This window comes from Cryobacterium sp. TMS1-20-1, assembly GCF_004402355.1.
GTDB classification, from domain to species: Bacteria; Actinomycetota; Actinomycetes; order Actinomycetales; family Microbacteriaceae; genus Cryobacterium; species Cryobacterium levicorallinum.
Map to the genome: position 1 here is coordinate 15,509 of NZ_SOGF01000033.1, position 17,243 is coordinate 32,751.

14 protein-coding genes are annotated in these 17,243 nt (G+C 65.8%); 4 read left to right on the plus strand and 10 right to left on the minus strand.

Annotated features, from left to right (window positions below):
- Window positions 1–18: 18 nt before the first annotated feature.
- From E3O45_RS07395 to E3O45_RS18210, 3 genes are all read right to left on the minus strand, one after another.
- Window positions 19–6,039 carry an Ig-like domain-containing protein gene (locus E3O45_RS07395; protein ID WP_134442815.1) on the minus strand — a complete coding sequence of 2,007 codons (6,021 nt, stop codon included), beginning with the start codon at window positions 6,037–6,039 and terminating at the stop codon, window positions 19–21.
- On the minus strand, window positions 6,039–7,178 hold the full coding sequence (locus tag E3O45_RS07400; protein WP_134442816.1) for a serine/threonine-protein kinase: 1,140 nt from the start codon (window positions 7,176–7,178) through the stop codon (window positions 6,039–6,041). Before E3O45_RS07400 ends, E3O45_RS07395 begins: the two co-directional genes overlap by 1 nt.
- Before the next feature lie 168 nt (window positions 7,179–7,346).
- The gene (locus E3O45_RS18210; RefSeq protein ID WP_255452967.1) at window positions 7,347–7,475 is read right to left on the minus strand and encodes a hypothetical protein; all 129 of its coding nucleotides are present in this window, start codon (window positions 7,473–7,475) and stop codon (window positions 7,347–7,349) included.
- A 476-nt stretch (window positions 7,476–7,951) separates the two neighbouring features.
- Between E3O45_RS18210 and E3O45_RS07410 the strand changes: the two genes are divergently transcribed.
- The gene (locus E3O45_RS07410; RefSeq protein WP_134442817.1) at window positions 7,952–9,586 is read left to right on the plus strand and encodes an HNH endonuclease signature motif containing protein; all 1,635 of its coding nucleotides are present in this window, start codon (window positions 7,952–7,954) and stop codon (window positions 9,584–9,586) included.
- 427 nt (window positions 9,587–10,013) lie between these two features.
- Here the strand turns inward: E3O45_RS07410 and E3O45_RS07415 are convergent, their stop codons facing one another.
- Window positions 10,014–10,370: a hypothetical protein gene (locus E3O45_RS07415; RefSeq protein WP_134442818.1), complete on the minus strand. Its 357-nt coding sequence runs from the start codon at window positions 10,368–10,370 to the stop codon at window positions 10,014–10,016.
- Window positions 10,273–11,502, minus strand: coding sequence for an FtsK/SpoIIIE domain-containing protein (locus E3O45_RS07420; RefSeq protein WP_134442819.1), 1,230 nt, complete (start codon window positions 11,500–11,502; stop codon window positions 10,273–10,275). The genes E3O45_RS07415 and E3O45_RS07420 overlap by 98 nt, the downstream gene beginning before the upstream one ends.
- Here E3O45_RS07420 and E3O45_RS07425 point away from each other — a divergent pair.
- From E3O45_RS07425 to E3O45_RS07435, 3 genes are read left to right on the plus strand one after another with little or no spacing between them, the layout of a single operon-like run.
- Window positions 11,488–11,835 carry a hypothetical protein gene (locus E3O45_RS07425; protein WP_134442820.1) on the plus strand — a complete coding sequence of 116 codons (348 nt, stop codon included), beginning with the start codon at window positions 11,488–11,490 and terminating at the stop codon, window positions 11,833–11,835. The two genes, E3O45_RS07420 and E3O45_RS07425, sit on opposite strands and share 15 nt — an antisense overlap.
- Window positions 11,836–11,850: 15 nt before the next feature.
- A complete protein-coding gene (locus E3O45_RS18400; protein WP_134442895.1) occupies window positions 11,851–12,381 on the plus strand; it encodes a PAS domain-containing protein in 531 nt (176 codons plus the stop codon).
- The gene (locus E3O45_RS07435) at window positions 12,378–12,737 is read left to right on the plus strand and encodes an EAL domain-containing protein (protein WP_166789422.1); all 360 of its coding nucleotides are present in this window, start codon (window positions 12,378–12,380) and stop codon (window positions 12,735–12,737) included. The genes E3O45_RS18400 and E3O45_RS07435 overlap by 4 nt, the downstream gene beginning before the upstream one ends.
- A gap of 10 nt (window positions 12,738–12,747) precedes the next feature.
- Here E3O45_RS07435 and E3O45_RS07440 read toward each other — a convergent pair whose 3' ends face one another.
- The 5 genes from E3O45_RS07440 to E3O45_RS07460 all read right to left on the minus strand — a co-directional run bounded on the left by E3O45_RS07440 (window position 12,748) and on the right by E3O45_RS07460 (window position 17,242).
- Window positions 12,748–13,488 carry a type 4a pilus biogenesis protein PilO gene (locus tag E3O45_RS07440; RefSeq protein WP_134442822.1) on the minus strand — a complete coding sequence of 247 codons (741 nt, stop codon included), beginning with the start codon at window positions 13,486–13,488 and terminating at the stop codon, window positions 12,748–12,750.
- 2 nt (window positions 13,489–13,490) lie between these two features.
- Window positions 13,491–14,156, minus strand: coding sequence for a hypothetical protein (locus E3O45_RS07445; RefSeq protein ID WP_134442823.1), 666 nt, complete (start codon window positions 14,154–14,156; stop codon window positions 13,491–13,493).
- Entirely contained in the window at window positions 14,153–15,199 is a 1,047-nt protein-coding gene (gene pilM / locus E3O45_RS07450; protein WP_134442824.1) for a type IV pilus assembly protein PilM, read from the minus strand. The genes E3O45_RS07445 and pilM overlap by 4 nt, the downstream gene beginning before the upstream one ends.
- 64 nt (window positions 15,200–15,263) lie before the next feature.
- Window positions 15,264–16,682, minus strand: coding sequence for a hypothetical protein (locus tag E3O45_RS07455; RefSeq protein WP_134442825.1), 1,419 nt, complete (start codon window positions 16,680–16,682; stop codon window positions 15,264–15,266).
- Window positions 16,673–17,242 carry a type II secretion system protein J gene (locus E3O45_RS07460; RefSeq protein ID WP_134442826.1) on the minus strand — a complete coding sequence of 190 codons (570 nt, stop codon included), beginning with the start codon at window positions 17,240–17,242 and terminating at the stop codon, window positions 16,673–16,675. Before E3O45_RS07460 ends, E3O45_RS07455 begins: the two co-directional genes overlap by 10 nt.
- Window position 17,243: the final 1 nt, after the last annotated feature.

Below are 17,243 nucleotides of genomic sequence, written 5' to 3' on the forward strand. Positions count from 1 at the left end.
TGTCACGGTTTATTGCTGTCACGGTGTTGTGGTGGTCGCCGCGGTGCACGCGACGGCGGTGGTCGTCGTAGTACCTGAGACGATTTCCAGACCCGAGGTTTCGGGGGCGGTCCAGCTCAGGGTCCAGTTCACGTTTCTGGTCTGGGCGGCGTCCAGGGGCACATTCTGGTCGCCGTTCACCCACATTCGGCCACCGTTGGGGTTGATGACGTCGTACTGCGCAGCGGTGACCACCCCCTCGGCGAGGCCGGTGTCCGTTGCGTCGACCGCGACGGCGAGCGTACCGCCGATGACGCAGCCACTGTTGTCGAGGCCGTTCACCGCGAACCTGACCTGCCAGGCGCGCGCGGCGTCGGCTGCTTCCACCGTCGACCAATCGCTGCACAGGGTGGAATCGGCCTCGGTGCAGTACCGCACGCGAATACGCGGGTCGGCGCCGAACACCGTCGAGCCCCTGACGTCGTCGAAGTTTTCGAAGTCGACCACGAAATCGCTCGGCGCGGTCGTCGACGATGTGGGAGCGGTGATGAGGTACTGGCCGTCAACCGGCGCCGCCAGGCCGTAGGTGTATTCCCCGTTGCCCGGGGCGGGCGGCTGCTCCCAGGTGGTGATCGAATCGACAGCGGCTGTGGCGACCCCGTAGCCGTTGGAGTAGCAGACCGTCACGAAATATTCTGTGTGTTTGGTCAGACCGTCGATTTCGCGGTCTTTCGAAGTGGCTGCGGCGCCGGCCGAGGTCAGACCGGTCGCGGTGAGTCGGCAGGTCGCGCCCTCGGTGAGTGAGGCGACGTAGAGAAATTCTTCCGGCAGGGTGCTGAAGTTCTTCTCGAAGCGCGCTTGGGCCACGGTGATCGACCGGTTCTGCGAGCTCAGCACACCGGCACTGGTGATGGCGGGCGATCCGGCCACGAGCACCGTCTGCGACGTCGTCTCCTCGGTCGGGCCGGTTCCGGCGGGCTGCTCGTGGCGACTCAGCGGTGTCACGGTGATGTTCTGGTCGCCGACCTCGAGTGCGAGGGTGAGCTCGGTCGTTCCGAGACCGGGCGAAGCGACTCGTTGTTCGACCCCGTTGACGCTGTACCGATTGGTGGACCGGTCATTGTTTTCGATGGTCACGGCCACAGCGCCGGTGCCGGCGCTGGTCACATCCTCGTCGAAGACTGGCTCAGCCGTGAGCGTTCCCATGCCGGGAGTGTCATAGGACCAGGCCGTGACGCTGACCGCACTGCGAGATTCGCCGACGGCGTTCACGGCCTTGGCCTCGTAGCGGTCCTTCAGACCGTTTTCGGTCGTTCGAATCACACCGCAGTCGCCCGAAACATCACAGCGACCGACCGAAGCCCCATTGCGGTACAGGGTGAATCCCGTGAGCTTCGGGTAGGTGGAGTTCGCGCCGCCGGGGCTGACGGACAGGGTGATCGACTCGTCGCCGTAGGCGATCTGGGTGACCGCGTTCGGCGCCTTGGGGTACCCCTGCAGGTCGACCGTGATCGACCCGTTGCGGCTGCCGGCGCTGAGCTTGCCCTGCGCGTCGCGCACCACAAAACTGGCCTCGCAGACCCCGCCGGCGGTATCACCAGACCAAGAGGCCCGCACGCTGCGGGTGTTCTCCACCGCGAAGGAGACGCCGACGCAGGTGCTCGGCGCCGCGACCGACACCAGTACGAGCGGCGTGTTGCGGTACAAGTTGACCTCGCCGGCCACGCCGACGACGGCGATCGAGCAGCTCGAGCCGGAGGACTGCGAACAGGTCCGTGCCACCGTACCGCCCTTGGGCAGCTCGCTCGGCGCCGGGCCGACTTTGAGCGCGAGCAGGGCCGGCTCGGCGTCGCGGTGGCTGGCGAGGCTCACCCTCACGGCCGCCTCACGGCCGGCCACGGCGTTGTCCGCGACGGAGATCGTGAGAATGGCACCGTCCTGCGTCACGGTGAACTGGTCGGAGACGATCTCGGTCGCGAAGGTCAGCGCCGGTACCGCTCCCTTACCCTGCCAGTCGACCATGTGGCTGAGGTCGTAGCGAATGGCGTCGGCTCCCGGGCTTTGGGTCAGTGCCGCTGGGCGCAGGGTCGGCTGCGGGTCAAGCGCTTCAACGACGATCGGCACGACCAGCTGGGTGTAATCCTCCTGGCCGTCGATGCGCACCGGCACGGTGCACGAGTCGCTCCAGGGGGCATCGGATCCGGCCCGATAGGTGACGCGGGTGCCGGCGTCGAAGGTACACCGCGCGTTTGCGCGTTCGCCCGATGAACGGATGCCCGACCGCTCCAGTTGCAGCTCGGTCCCGGCCGGAATCGACACCAGGCTGGCCAGGTCGAAGCTGACGGAGGCGTCTTCCCGAACGTTCTGCTCCACGTTGCCCTTTTTGAGCGCGAGGATGATGGCATCCGCTGAAGGAATGCGCAGGAACCCGTAGGTGGTGACTTCGACACCCTGAAAATTGAGGCCGGTCAGCGAGAACGGGGCGAGGAGTCCCTCGTCGGGAACCTCGCCGCTGATCTTCCAGCCGGAGACCGAGAGGCCGGGGTGGTCGCCCCACAGTGCCAGGGTCAGGCCCCCGACGTCGCCAGAGTTCCAGGAGACTTTGCCGGTCACGACGTCGATGCCTGTCGGGAACGAGTCGCGGTCGTCGAGAGCGACGGTCGTGTCGATGACGATGGGAAAGTCAGGAACGGAGGCGCGCACCACCTTCACAACGATGAGGCCCTGGCCGACGTCTTCGTTCTCGTTGGCGACGGAGTAGACGAAGGTGAGCAGTCCGGGCTCGTCGCCGGCGGTGAAGACCACCTGGTTGTCGCTGACCTGCTCGATGCGCTGCTGCAGGGCATCGTATTCGAGCGAGCCGGCCGTGGCGTCGGGCGTGACGCCGGTCAGGGTGAGTCGTCCGCCTCCGGGTTCCACGTCGTTGGCGGCCGGGCGCACGATCACCAGGTTGTCGGCACCGACCTGCACCTCGACGTAGTCACTGAAGGTGATCGGGCTCGGGTTGGAGCGCTGGTCGAGCACACCGATGCGCACCAGGGCGATGCCGGTGGCGCCGCTGGCATCGCGCACCCGGTATTGGAATTCGATGGCGCCGTGGTAGTCGAGAGGGCTCGAATAGACAATGGCGTCGCCGGTGGCGTTGACCCCGGCGGTTCCGCGCGCCGGTTGGGTGAGCACCCGGTCGAGCACGACGGTGTCGCCGTCCGGGTCGAGGCCGAAGCTGTCGAACGGAATCTCGATGCTCTCCCCCGACAGCACGCGGCCGTAGAGGGTGTGCGGCTGTGGGGCGGTGTTGTCGCCCTCGGCGAGCACCTCGATCGAGACGACGGCCGAGTCGATCAATTCGGGGGCGCCGGCGACATAGACGCTGTAGCCGAGTTCATAGCTGCCCGGCTGGTCCGGCGCGAGGTAGCGCAGCTCGGCGCCGGCCGCGAAGGCGAGACCCCGATCGCTTCTGTTCTGCACCGATTCGGCGTTGAGCATCACGATATTGCCGTCGGGCGCGACGTCGTTGGCGAGCACGGGAATGTCAATCTGCGCGCCGACCCGCACCGACACGCTGTCGTTCCTGGCGATCGGTGCCTGCGGCACTGACGCCGGAAGCAGGTAGACGGTGGCCTCGCCGCGCACGGTGTACAGCGGGTTTTCGGTGCCGTCAGAGACGGTGTAGCGCACGATGCCGAGCTTGCCCGGCCGTTCGTCGGCGGTCGAGCCGCGCACGCGCAACACGTTCTGGCCGACCACGTCGACGCTGAGCGATGCGCCGAACACGGTGTCGGGGATAGCTTCGCCGAGCAGCAGCACCCGCCCGGCCGGGTTGGAGACGGCGGTGAAGACGTCGACGCTCGTGTCCGCCTTGGGCCGCACGAAAACGGTCACCGGGGAGGTGGCGAGTGCCTGCGCATCCGCTGACACCACCGAAATGCGCACGAAAGAGACGACTTCGCTGGCGTCGTCGGCGATGGTGAGGCTGACCGTGTAGTTGCCTGGCATAGTGGCGACGAAGTCGAAGGAGGTTCCGTTGGCGGTGACGCCGACCGTGGATCCCTCGGAGCTGGTCGGGGTGGTCGCCGAATTGATGCGGTACAGGCCGGCTGCGCCGGAGACGTACTCGGCCGGGCTGACCGTGAGGCGTTCGTTCACCGAGGCGAGCAGTGCGAACGGTAGGGCCGTGAGCTGCGGGGTCGGCGTGACCGCGATCGTGAGCACCTTCTCGGCCGTGGCGCCGTGAATGTCGGAGACGCTCACCAGAATGGTTGCCGATTGCGCGGTCTGGTCGGTCGCGTTGGGGTGCTTGTAGACGAGCACCCCGGCCGGCGTCACGCTGACCGAGCCGACGTCGGTCGTGTTCACAACGGATGCGACGAAAATCGGATCCCCGTCGGGATCGACCCAGCCGGGCAGCACCGGAACGGTGACCGTACCGCCGGGTTGCACCTCGGGGCTCGGCCAGTCTTGCAGGCAGCCCTCGGTGCCGCACCATACCGGCGCGGCATTCACGTCGTCGCCGTGCACGGTCAGGGTGACCGTCGTGGCCGGCGAGTTGAGTCCGTCTGCGCGGGAACCGTCGGTGACGGCGTAGCTGAACGTGGCCGAGCCGCGAGCGCCGGCGGCGACCTGCACTGCGATGGCCTGGTTCGAGTCGGTGACGCTGACGGTGCCCCAGGAAGGGTCAAGCCCGGTCACCGAGGCTGGCAGCACGGTGAGCACGTCGCCGTTGGCGTCGTGGTCGTTGAGCAGCACGGGAAGCAGGGCGAGTTGGTCGCTGCGCACCCCGAAGGCATCGGCAACCGCCACGGGAGCCTTGGGCTCGACAACCTCAGAGGCTTCCTCCACGTCGTCCTGGCGCTGCGGTTCTTCAGCGGCGGCGAGGGTCCAGTCCTGGGAACTCTCGACCAGGGCGCCGCCCGGAACGGTCCACACCCATCCGCTCCGGGAGTCGTTGAGAATCATGAGGGAGTCGTTGGACCGAAACGCGGGGGCTGCGTCCCCGTTCGGTGTGGCCGTGCCGTAGCTGAGCGTCGTTTCGCCGGCGCTTTCGCTGAACAGAGTGCCGCCGGCGCCGGAGGACGGCAGCCAGGCCGCGTAGCGCTCGCCATTAAAAGGGGTCGGTACGGCCGGGGCCCCGAGCACAGTCTCAAAATCGCCGACCAGTTCGGTGCGGGCACCGTCAGCCAGCGCAAAGGAAACCAGGCCGGTCTGGTCGGCCACGAGCACGCCGTCGGAGCCCCGCAGGTCGTCGGTACTGCTCGGGCGCTGCAGCACGGCCAGCTCGCTCAGATTCGTCTCGACCGGTTCGTCCTGGCCGGCCAGCCAGAGTTCGTCGCCGGCCACGCTGAGCAGCGCCCAGGTATCGCCGACGACGCTCAGCTGGGTGCCTGGCTCGGTCGGACCGTCGGTGACGGTGTCATCACCCAGAATTTCGTCGTCCACTATGTAATAGCGCAGCACGCTGTTGGCCGCGCTGGAGTAGCTGTAGAGCACGCCGTCGGGGGTGATCGCGACGGCGTCGGAGACGTAGGAGCGGGCGGTTTCGCCCTCGATGACTTCGTCGTCGGCGTAGGGGTTGACCGGGCGCGGGGATTCGGCCGCGCCGACCGCCCCGGCGAACACCGCTCCGGTGGTCGTGAGGTAGCCGACCCAGGCCCCCGATGAGACGACGGTGCGGGTACCGGCCGGGGTCACGTCGTAGTCGGCGGCGTCGTCGCCGAGGTCGATCGGCGCGGCGAGGCTCACGTCGACGACTTTTTCGTTGTTCTGCGCGTAGAGCAGCACGGTCGCGTCGGTCTGCACCAATTCGCTCGGCGCCGGCACGGTTTTCACGGTGTCCAGTTCGAGCAGGTCGGTGTTGATGCGGGCGTACCGGTTGCCGTCGCCGCTCTGCAGCGCCCAGATCGAGCTCGCGTGCACCGGAGTCTGCTTTACATCGAAACCGTCGACGACGATGGCCACCGTGGCCAGCAACGCACCGATCGCGGCCACCGCCATAATGCGAATAATGCCGCGACGCTTCTTCGATATCACCGGGAATCGGCGGCGGGTGCGCGGCCCGGCCACTAGATCAGCCCAACGAGAAGCAGGGCGCCGAACGTCGCGCCACCACCGACGACGACCGCCCCGACCAGAAGCAGGGCGAGGGCCACCGGGCGCAGGCGCGTTCGGCGGGGGCCGTCAACGTCGGTCAGCGTGCCCTCCCGCGTTTGTGAGGCCGGGCGACGGGTGCCCCGGCCGGGGCGCAGCGACGCGATGACCACGTCGGAGACGACCGGGCCGCGAGCCTCCAGGTTGTTGAAATCGACGGGCATGCCAGCGGATGCCCACGCTTCGTCCGCCACTTCGAGCGCGGTGATCGGCAGCCCCAGGTCGCGCTGCACCCGCTGCAGGTCGTGCGCGCACTCGAGCAGGCTCGCCTGGCGGCTGGCCGGGTCGCGACTCATCATACGGGCGAGGATGGTTTCGAGGGCGGGGGGAACATCCGCTCGCCCGATGCTCGTGTATTTGGCCCGGCTGATGCGTTGTTTCAGTTGTGCGCGCGATCCGGCGGATCCGGCGGGCAGGTCGAACGGGGCCCGATCGGCCAGTAGAGAGTAGAGGGTGGCGCCGAACGACCAGACTTCGGTGGCGACGGTACCGGTCGTGCGCTCGTCGACAACTTCTGGGGCGCTCCACGGCAGCGACATGGCGAACAGTTCGCCCGGGCCGCCACCGGCCAGGGAAGCGGCGATACCGAAGTCACCGAGCACCGGACCGCCGAAGGTCGTGGTGAGAATGTTGGACGGTTTGATGTCTCGGTGCAGCACCTTGGAGCGGTGTGCGGTTTCGAGGGCGCAGGCGATTTTGACTGCGACGCCCAGCACCGTCGCCAGGGGCAGCGGCGCAGCGCGCTCACGCGAGGCGTATGAGCCAGGGCAGAATTCCATCACGAGATAGGGGCGGCCGTCGGCCGAGATGCTCGCGTTGTAGACGGTGAGAATAGACGGATGCGAGCTGAGCCTGGCCATGACATCGGCTTCGGCATTGAATGAGCGCAATACGTCATCGTCGACGATGTCCCGCAGCAGCACTTTGACGGCCACGGAGCGGCGCGGCATGTTCTGTTCGAACAGAAAGACGTCGGCGAATCCGCCGGTGCCGAGCGGGCGCACGTAGCTGTAGCCCGACAAAACGGGCGGAACAGAGGGAAGTCGCCTGCCCATTGCTCCCCCCGACCTGCGTTGTTTCTGTCGTGCAACCTTGTGCTGGTCTAAGGTTCAAGCTTAACCACGGCGCCCGATCCCGACACCCACAAGGGGACATGATACACCCCCACAATGGGGGGTGCAAAATGTGAGCGCGGTGGGGGCCACAGAACGCTTGACCGGGCGCTAGCCGCGGATAGCGTTGCCGAGCTCGGTGTCCGCGTTGCCGAGTGCGTCGGCGGCGGCGGTGAGGAACTGACTCATGCCGTCGAGGCCGTTGACCGCGACGGGTCGTGCCCTGCGTGAACGAGTCATACGCGGTCTGGAAAGCACCCGAAGCCGAGTCCGTCACGAAGCGGGAACCGACCAGATTGTTCACGAGCGTCTGCAGCTCGGTCAGCTTGGTGATGAGGTCTTCCTTGCCGGAACTGAGTCGACCAGCGGCATCCGTCATGTCGGACTAGGTCACATTGCGATTGGCCACGGTGTCGCCACTGTTGGAGCCCGAAAGGCTGCGTGTGGTCCTGACCTAATGGCAATACCCCGGACGGGTCGAATAGGGGTGCACTCGCCGTCCACTGCCCGCACTGGACGCTAGCTGCACGAAGTCGGGGTACTGGTTCCCTGCGAGACCCGCCCGCTTCCGTTGGTCGAGCTTGCCGATACCGCCATGGACTGGCGCGAGCCGGCCGCGAAAACGTTCGAGTCGAACCGAATGCATATTCGCACATACATCCAAACATTTCTGAGAAACCCTCGCTTCTGGCGCATGGTTTTGGTACACTTGTTCTATGAGCCAGAGCGGCGATACCCCACAGCCGGGCCGTGTCGATCCGTTCTTCGCGGCTCACGGCTACCCGCCGTCCACACTCGAAGAGCGTGCCGAGTTCGAGGTGTTCTGGGCGCAGTGTCAGGCTGATTGGCGGCTCCAACTGGCCGAGGGGCTCGGAGACTGCGCCCCATATGAAGACCTCGACCTGGAACTGGTCAACCCGGCATCGGTGAGTCCGACACCAGTGAGCCCGGCACCGGTGAGTCTGGCGGCTGACCGCCCGGAGTTGATTGATTGCCCGACCATTCCGGTCGGCTTGGACCTGACCGAGGTGTTCGCCGCGGTGCCGCCCGAGAACGTCTTCGATGAGGACCTCCGCGAAGAGTTCCTGTATACCAATTACCTCGCGGACAATTTTCTCCCGGTCGATTTCATCCCGGACGGATGCACCACTGACGGATGCACCGCTGGCGAGCGTTGCACTGACCCGGCTGAGGCTGACCCGGCTGACGCTGACCCGGACCAACCCGGTCTGGCCCCTGGTGGTTCCGTGGACGTGCTGAGTCCGTTTCAGCGGCACCAGGCGCAGTTCGTCGACCGGGTGCTCTACCTCGAGAAGGTGATCGCGTGGGCGCAGGCGAGTAAGGCTGAGGTCTTGACTGAGGCGTGGGAGTACACCACTAACAGTGCTGAGACCGGTCGTCCGCAGGCCGGTCCGCAGCATGAGCATGACTGGGATGCGACCTTCGCCGCTCAGCAGGGCCTGGTCGCCGAAATGGCCTGTGCGCTGCGCATCCCGGCCGGCACAGCCTCTGGCCTGTTGCGGGAGAGCCGGGTGCTGGTCGAATCCCGGCCCGAGACCCTGACCGCGCTCCGCACCGGAGAGATCTCCCTGCGGCATGCCCAGCGGCTGCTCGACCAGCTCGATTCCGTCTCCGAGCCCGCCCGGGCCGAGTTGGAGGCGGTGTTGCTGCCGCACGCGAAACGCCTCACTCCGGCGCAGTTTGATGGCAAAGCCCGCAAGCTGCGGGAGCGGTTCCACCCCGACAGCATCACCGTTCGCCGCACCCGGTGCCTGGCCGACCGCAAGGTGCAGTTCTTCCCCGACAAGGACGGCACGGCCACCCTCTGGTTACGAGCGGCCGGCGACGACCTGCAAGGCGTCTACACCCGGGTCACCGATGCTGCGATCAGTCTGCAGGGCCCCGATGAGCCCCGCACCCTCAGCCAACTCCGCGCCGACGTCGCCATCGACCTGCTCCAGCAGGGCGTCACCGGCACAGGCCTCGGCGCCGGCCTCACCGCCAACGTCAACATCACCGTCCCCGTCCTCACCCTGATGGGTCTGAGTGAGGAACCCGCCGACCTCGAAGGCTACGGCCCGATCGACCCGGAGACGGCCCGCAAGCTGGCTGGGACCGCGACGAGTTTCCTCCGCGTCCTCACCCACCCGCACACCGGCATCGTCCTCGACGTCAGCTCCACCCCGTTCCGCGTGCCCGCGGCGCTGAAGAAATACCTGCGCCTACGCGATGGAACCTGCCGGTTCCCCGGCTGCAACCGCTCCGCCGGCCACGCCGACCTCGACCACACCATCGATAAACAATTCGGCGGCCCCACCACCGCCACCAACCTCCACTTCCTCTCNCGATAAACAATTCGGCGGCCCCACCACCGCCACCAACCTCCACTTCCTCTCGCCCGCCCACCACAACCTCAAGCACTTCTCCGATTGGAAAGCCGTCGCCAACCCCGACGGCACCGTCCACTGGACCAGCCCCGCCGGCAAACACTACGCCACCGACCCCGCCACCCGCATCCGTCCGCACCTGCAGCAAACCGAAACGCCAGCCCCACCACCGCCGGACCCGCCCGCACCGCTGCCGCCAGTCGAACCGATCAGCGATCCGTGGAATAGCGACTGGAACGGCAGCTGGAACACCGACGACACCAACCCTCAACCGTTCTAGCAGCCAGTCCCCGGAGGAGGAGGATGAGGAGGAGGAGGATGAGTGGCGCGGGATGATTGTCAATACTGATGGTCAATACAGCATCCAAAGACCCCGGGAAAGCAATTGCCGCTATTCCACGAGCGGAAGCTGCACCCGCAGAACCTTGCCGCCGGCCACCATCATGCCGCGGCCGGGCGGAAATTCGGCCCGGTTCAGTCGCGGCAGCGGAGTGTTGAGCAGAATGTCGCCCTGGATGGTGTCGGGCTGCAGCAGCAGGCCGCGCCTGGAATACTTCATCTCGGCGAACACTGGCCAGGACGAGTTCCACGACGCGGTTTCACCATCGGCGACCAGAAAATGGTCACTGCGCATGACCTGTTTGATGAGCTCAACCAGCGCGGCATCGGCCGGGGTCTGCAGAAAGTCCGCGAGGTTTTCGACGACGAGCGCCATGCGCGGGCTGGCCAGGTCGGCGGTAAAAGCCACGTGGACGCCCAGATGACGACCATCCGAGAGGATGCTGCGGAACACGTCGTACCAGTTCGACCGGCCACTCGCGACCTCCCAGTCTTCCCGAAAGGCCGCGAACCCGTCGATGAGCAGCAGAATGCGCGGCTCGTTGGGACGGCTCGTTGGGGCGGCTCGCCAGCGCGCGGTACTCGGCGATCGTTGACGCGGTGGCCTCGACAAAGCGGTTGCCGCGCGCTTCAAGTTCGGCCTTGAGCAGTCCGAACAGGCGATTGATGCGTTCAATGTCGCCGCCGCCGCCGATCATGCTGCCCACGTGCGGCAGCGGTTCGAGCCTGCGGAGGCTGCCGGCGGCGAAGTCGAGGCCATAAACCGCGACGGGCCCGCCGGCGCTCGTGCGGCCGGCCGCGATCGCCAGGGTGCGCAGGGTGCGCAGGGTGCGCAGGGAGACGCTCTCCAGATCATGGCCGCGCAGGGTGACCATCGACACCGAGCGCGGCAGGTCGCTCGAGTCAGCGATGAGCGCACCGGCGTCGATGACCGGGGCCAGGCGGCACGCGAAGTGCAGGGCCGTGGCGGAGTCGACCGACTCGACCGCGACATCCGTTATGGTCTCACCGGGGAAGGACCAGTGCTCGGGCCGTCGGGTCCACCTGAGCGGTCCGCGCTCGAACGACTCCGTAAGCGCTTCGACGTTCGACGGCGATTCGCCGAGGCCAGCCTGCTGCTCCAGCGTGCGTTCGGTGAGCAGCTGCGCGCTCAAGGCTGCCAGACGGGTGTCGAACCGGCCGATCGAGCGCTTGACCAGACGTTGGTCCTTCGAGCGGTTCATGAAGAAGTTGCCGATGAGCATCATCGGGCTCATCAGCACGAACAGCAGCGCCGCCGGGCGGTCGAAAATGAGCCACATGCTCACACCGAGCAGCACCGGCGCCACCATGGCCAGCCAGGGAAACGGCTGGTCGTCCTTCTCGGTCGGCACCTCGGGCGGTGCGAATTCCTGACCGGCGTAGCGCCCTTCCACCCGCGGCGAGCGGTTGAAGTAGACCGGACCGTCGCGGTGTTCGCACTCGACAGGTTCGCCGCCATGGACCCGCAAACCTTTATTTGCCCGATCGTTTTGGGTCCATTCCTGATGCTTCACCGCCATCCGGACAGCCCCGTCGGCCTGCTCACGGATCGCGGAAGCACCGAAACCCTGTTGCGCTGGGCCATCCCCTTCTTCGTCAGCGGGCCGATCGTGCTCGTGCTCGGGCAGCTGTGGGGACAGCAGGCGAACCTGTACGACATTAACGTCGGTGTTGCGCTCCTCCTTATGACCATGACGATTCTCGGCTGCGGAATGAGCTGGGCCGCGGCAGTGCGGCTGCGCGACCTTGATCGACTCCGCGATTGTTCCGCTGACGACCTAACGCAATCAAACGCGACAGAGCGAACCGGCGAATTGGCTAACACCGCCACGCAGCTCTACGCGCTCGTGTGACTCGCCCCCGTTGGCATCGTCGAGCTCGACGCCAGCGGCGGTCTGCTGACGGCGAACGACCAATGGCACGCGCTCAGTGGCCTGCGACTTGACCAGTCCCTGGGTTCGGGCTGGGCGGTCACCATCCATCCCGACGACGTGGAGCGGTTGACGGCCGAGCGGGCCGTGCGCGTAGCCGAGCAGGAAGCATCCGCTACCCATGCCCGGTTTGAGGCGGCTTTCGAGTCGTCTCCCCTGGGAACGGCCATTGCGACCCTCAACGGTTACGTCGTGGAGGGTCACAATGGCTGTTCGAGCTGGCCGGGCCGGCCCACGGAGTGCTCGACCGGCCCATCGAGAATATTTTCAAGCCGGGCAAGTCAGCGGATCACGGTGCAAACGTCAGCCCGTCGGCTGACCAGTACACGCACCAGCGCTCAGAGCGGGCGCTGCGTGGCATCGGCTAGAACTGTGTCAACGTCAGCGTCGCCGAGATCCACGAGGATACCCGGTTCACCGGCCTGTTCTACCAGGCCTCCCTCGCGGCAACGACCCTCAACCAGGTGACCGTCAACGTCAACGTGTCGGCCCGTCAGTTCGCCCGCGACGATTTTGGTGCCGCGGTGCGGCAAGCCCTGCAGGTATGGGGGCTTTCGCCAGCGCAACGCTGCCTGGAACTGACCGAAAGCGCACTGCTCGATGCCATTGGCCCGGCCGCCGCGACGTTTGCCGAGCTACGACAGCTCGGGGTGCGCCTCGCCGACGTGGTGCACCTCGACGTTATCGCCGAGGGGATCGAGACGGCCGGTCAACGCGACCTGCTCCGCGAGATGGGCTGCCACTACGGCCAGGGCTACTACCTCTCGCGGCCCAGCCCGCCCTGGTTTCGCCCGACTGAGAGCGGCGAATTGGGGTTGGGGTAGGGAAATCCCATTATTGGGCTGTCTGCGTCTCCGTGTTCGGATCGAGGAGAACGTAGACAAGGGCGGTAATCGTGCCCGTGACCGTGCCGCTCACTACCGCGACGTCGACGGTCGGCACCGTGGAGAGGGCGTTGATCAGGACGAGCCTCCGGCCGTGCTGAATGCCCGAAACGAAATCGAGCACACTGTCGTATCGACCGGTAACGGTGATGCTGAGCGGGATGGCAATGAAATTTGCCGGAGTGAGGCGGGGGTCAACCCCTGCGGCTGGAACCGCGCCGGCAGCAGTCGCCGCCTCGGTGGCAGCGTCGGCAGCTTCGCTCGGCGCCGGACTCGGTGTTGCCTCCGAGGTAGGCGCCGACGGGGGCGCCGCTGCTGTGGGTGCCGCCACGACGAGCAACGCCGGGTCAAATGCCTGCGCGTCGTTCTGCCTGAACGCGGAGATCACGACCTGGCTGCCCGCGGCGATCGCATTGAACTCGTCAATCAGCGCTGGAATCTCGGCGGAGCTGGGAACGGCCAGTTGAATTGCGGACAGGTCATCCGTGAGCTCGTCGATGTTCTCGAACTGCTTCTTGAGGGCAAGCACCTGTAGCTCAGAAGCGGCATTTTGCGCCAGCGTCGTGTCACGATCGGCCTCCGCCAACCGAACCTCGCTCAGTTTGGGCGAAATCCCGAGAAGCCACCCGAGGCCCACGATAGCGCCGATCACCAGCAGGGCGCCGATCACCCAGAGCCTGTTCTTGTCCATGATCACTTCCCCTCCGCAGTGGCGAAGCGTCCCGAAAACGCGCCCTCATTGACGTGCAGCACGAAGTCAACGGTGTAGAGACCGGTATCCGTCCGGGTGATCGCGGCCGGCAGGGAATCCGCATAGCCGGGCAGCGTCGACATGCGCTCCAGCCACGCCGGCACGCTCGTGGCATCGGGGCTCGTGAAAAGTATCCTGATCGTCGCCACCCGGGCGTTCAGCAGGGGAGACGCCGCCTGCTCGTAGGGAACCAGGGGCGATGCTGAGTCGATCGAGAGCGTGTCAACGGTCACGGTGCTCGGCACGAGTGCCAGCACCTGGGCGAGGTAGGCCTTCCAATCAATTTCAGTGGATGCTCCGAATTGCCGCGCGACCAGTGTTGTGTCGAGAGCGGCCTGCACCTTCTGAACCTCGGAATACTTCGATTGGCTGGCCAGCAGCTCCGTGGTGCGTTCCCGCGCAGCGGCAAGTTCGGCCTGGCTCTGCAGGGCGTACCAGCTGGATGCTCCGACCCCCGCCCCAACGAGTACCAGCACCGCCAGCAAGACGCCTCCGAGGCGTCGCCGGGTAGCCTTGACCTTCTTGAGCAGACGAACTTCGGGCGGAAGCAGGTCCATGCGGGGTTCCGCCCCGAGAACGAGTTCATCCGTCGGCTTCTTGCTGGTCATGCTGTGCTCCCCAGTGCGAGGCCGAGTGCCACGGTGAAGGCACCATTCGTGAGCTGCAGGGCTGCGGGATCTATGCCTCTGGCGAGCGCAACCGACGCGAACGGATCTGCCGGCAGGATGGGCAATCGCGTCAGCGCACTGAGCGCCTGCGCGAATCCGTCCAGCTGGCAGCCACCTCCCAAGAGCACAATTCCAGTCACGGGGATGTGCGGCCTGGTGTGTGAAAAGTAGTTGACGGTATTGCGGAGGCTGTTGAGCAGGTCGCTCGTCGCCTCGGCAATGATGGTCGCCTCGACAGCGTGGTTCGTCGTGGATGCCTCGGCAAGTCCGTGCTCGCGTTTCACTAATTCTGCTGTGGGCGCGTCGACGGACAAGCCCAGCACCAGTGCCTGGGTGAGGTCTCCCCCGCCCGCTGGGATGAGCCGCACAAACTGCGGAACTCCGGCGAGCGTGATCACAATGCTCGTGGTTGCCTGACCGACATCGATGAGGGCAACCGCGCCGTCGAACGTTGTCCCCCGACACACGGCTCGGCTGACCGCGAAGGGGATGAGGTCGACTTCGACTGCGGTCAGGCCGGCCAGTTGCACGGCGGCGATATTGCCCTGCACCCCCTCCTTGACCGCAACGATCAACAGGCCGTTGATCTCGGGGCCGTTCTCACCCGCACTCTCGTTGATCGGGTAGAAATCGAGCAGGGCCTCCGCTACGGGTACGGGCAACATGTCTGCAACGAGGAAGGGCAGGGTTTCGCGGATGCGTTTCATACTCGTCTTGGGCACCGCGAGGTCTCGCGCGAGCGCGCGATGATTACCGATTCCGAGCACCACATTCTTGCTCTTAAAACCGCCCGCCGACCACAGGGTCTTCAGCGCGGCCGCTACGGTATTTGGCTCAGCGACCTCTCCGCGGTTCACTGCTCCCGCCGGCAGTGCAATCTGGTGGTAGCGCATGAGCACGGGACGGGCCTTGTCGGCGTCGCGCACCTCCACGCCGCGCAAGCCGGACGTGCCGATATCGATTCCGACGACGCTGTCCGTCATGGCTGGGCTCCTGTGCCTATCGCTGCCGTGCCTATCGCTGCCGCGTGTATCGCTGCCGTGTTCATCAGTCGGCCACTTCCCTGTTCGACACGACCGATCCCGGTTGCGGGTTTGTGATGGTGGGTGTCGCGCTGCCGGTTTCGAGGTCCACTCCCGGCAGACCGAGCGGCACAAAGGTGAAGGTGGGGTTGTTCTTGGCCGAGCTGTAGTTTCCCGCGATCACTTGCCCGCGCCAGCTGAAGCTATTGGCACCGTCGAAGGCGCACGGCGTGTAGAGCAGCGCCTCGACCGGACTGTTGATCGAGAAACCGTTCTTCACGGTGAAGTTTCCCTGTGTCGGCGCCGTGCAGGTGGGTTGTTCGTTGGACAGCTGATCCGGCGTGATGAACCAGATCTTGTGCACGGCACTCGTCGACGAGGAAAACTGCAGCGCGTTGACTCCGGAGAAATCAAACTTGTTCGCGAAAATCACCACATCGCTGGTGAGCGTGACGGTGGTGTTGTGGGACGCCGTCGGTCCCAGCGCACAGTCGAGCGCGTTGATGATAACCGGCTTGCCCGCACTGGTTCCGCCGAGGTTTCCGTTGGGCAGGGCGCAGGCGCCCAGGGTTCTCACCTCATAGGGTGTGCCGGTGGAATCCACCCAGGCGGCGGGGGCGTACGCCACCTCTGTCCACGGCGGCACCTCGGGAATGATCGCGGAGTGAGTGTACGTGCCGCCGACGCGAGTCCCGGGCGGGTTGGGACTCACGGTGCCAGCCGTCAGGTTGTCGCTGATCCTTCCCGAGCCGAGAGTCGCCGCGCCCGACACCCAGGCAGTCCCGTTAACCGTGCATGATCCCGTGAACGTCAGGTTTCCCGTCACGAGAACACTCCCGTTGATCACGGTGTTGTTCTTCGCGCAATCAAAGTTGCCGTTTTTGACCATGAGACCGGCCCCAGGTGATTCCGTCAAATCGAAGCTCGAGTTGGACTCCACGGTGCCGCCCCGATACAGGTAGAGCGCAACGCCGCTCGGCTCAATCCCGGGCACGAGGTACTTCAGGATCGCCTCGACCTTCGTCACGTTGCCTTCCGTGGCACCGTTGACGCCCGCAGTTTGGGCCGTTCCGAGCGAGGTGATCCGCACCTCGGTTGCCGTCACGGGCGGACACCCCGCAATCCAGGTGCTGCCCCCGAAATACTCGATTTTCGCGCTGTACCGGGGAGCCACCGCAGAAGCGTAAGTTCCCGGAACGGCTTGCCCGGCGCAGTTGCCGACGACGTAGAGACCCTGGCGTGCCGCCGCAACGCCAGCATCCGCTGCCGCACCGGACTGAACCCCGGACCGAGTAGACGAACTCACTCCATAGGCGCCCACAACAGCGGCCGTGATGAGCGAGGCGAACAGCAAACCAACCGCCATCACACCCAGCACGGAGGCCAGCGCAGCCCCGCGCTCCGGACAGCCGCGCAGCGAGGCGACGCCGCGATTTAGAAACATGTCAGGCCCCCCGATGCTCCGGCCCGACTGGTTGCGGAGCTTGAGATCACGACCGACGGGTGGTCACCGGCGAGGCTCGCGAAATTCACGGTGAGCTGCTGTCCGCTTGCAGAAAAAATATTCGTCCCAGCTACGGGTGCGATCCCTTCCTGCACGAGCGTCCAATCCTGGAGTTCAATCGGCGTGGGCAGGAGAATGGCAACACTGGATCGCTTGGAATAGATGCTGCCATTGCCGGCCGCCGAGTAATACCAAGCGACGCAATGCCACGACAAGGTTGAGTCTCGATTCACGGTGCGGGCGACGAGGAATTGGTCGGTACCCGCCGGGGTCGTCAAGAGAAAATCGGTGGAATTGCGCACGTTGGTCTCGATTGAATCCGCCACCACTTGCCCCGATGTGGTCGCAGCCGTCACGGTTTGCACGCGCTCGGTTGCGGTCAGACCGCTGACGAACAGTCCAGCGACGACGGCGACGACGATGATCAGCAGGCTGCTGTAGACGATCAGTTCGACGAGCGTGTAGCCCCGCTCCGGATCGTCGTCTTGTTCGAGGAACATG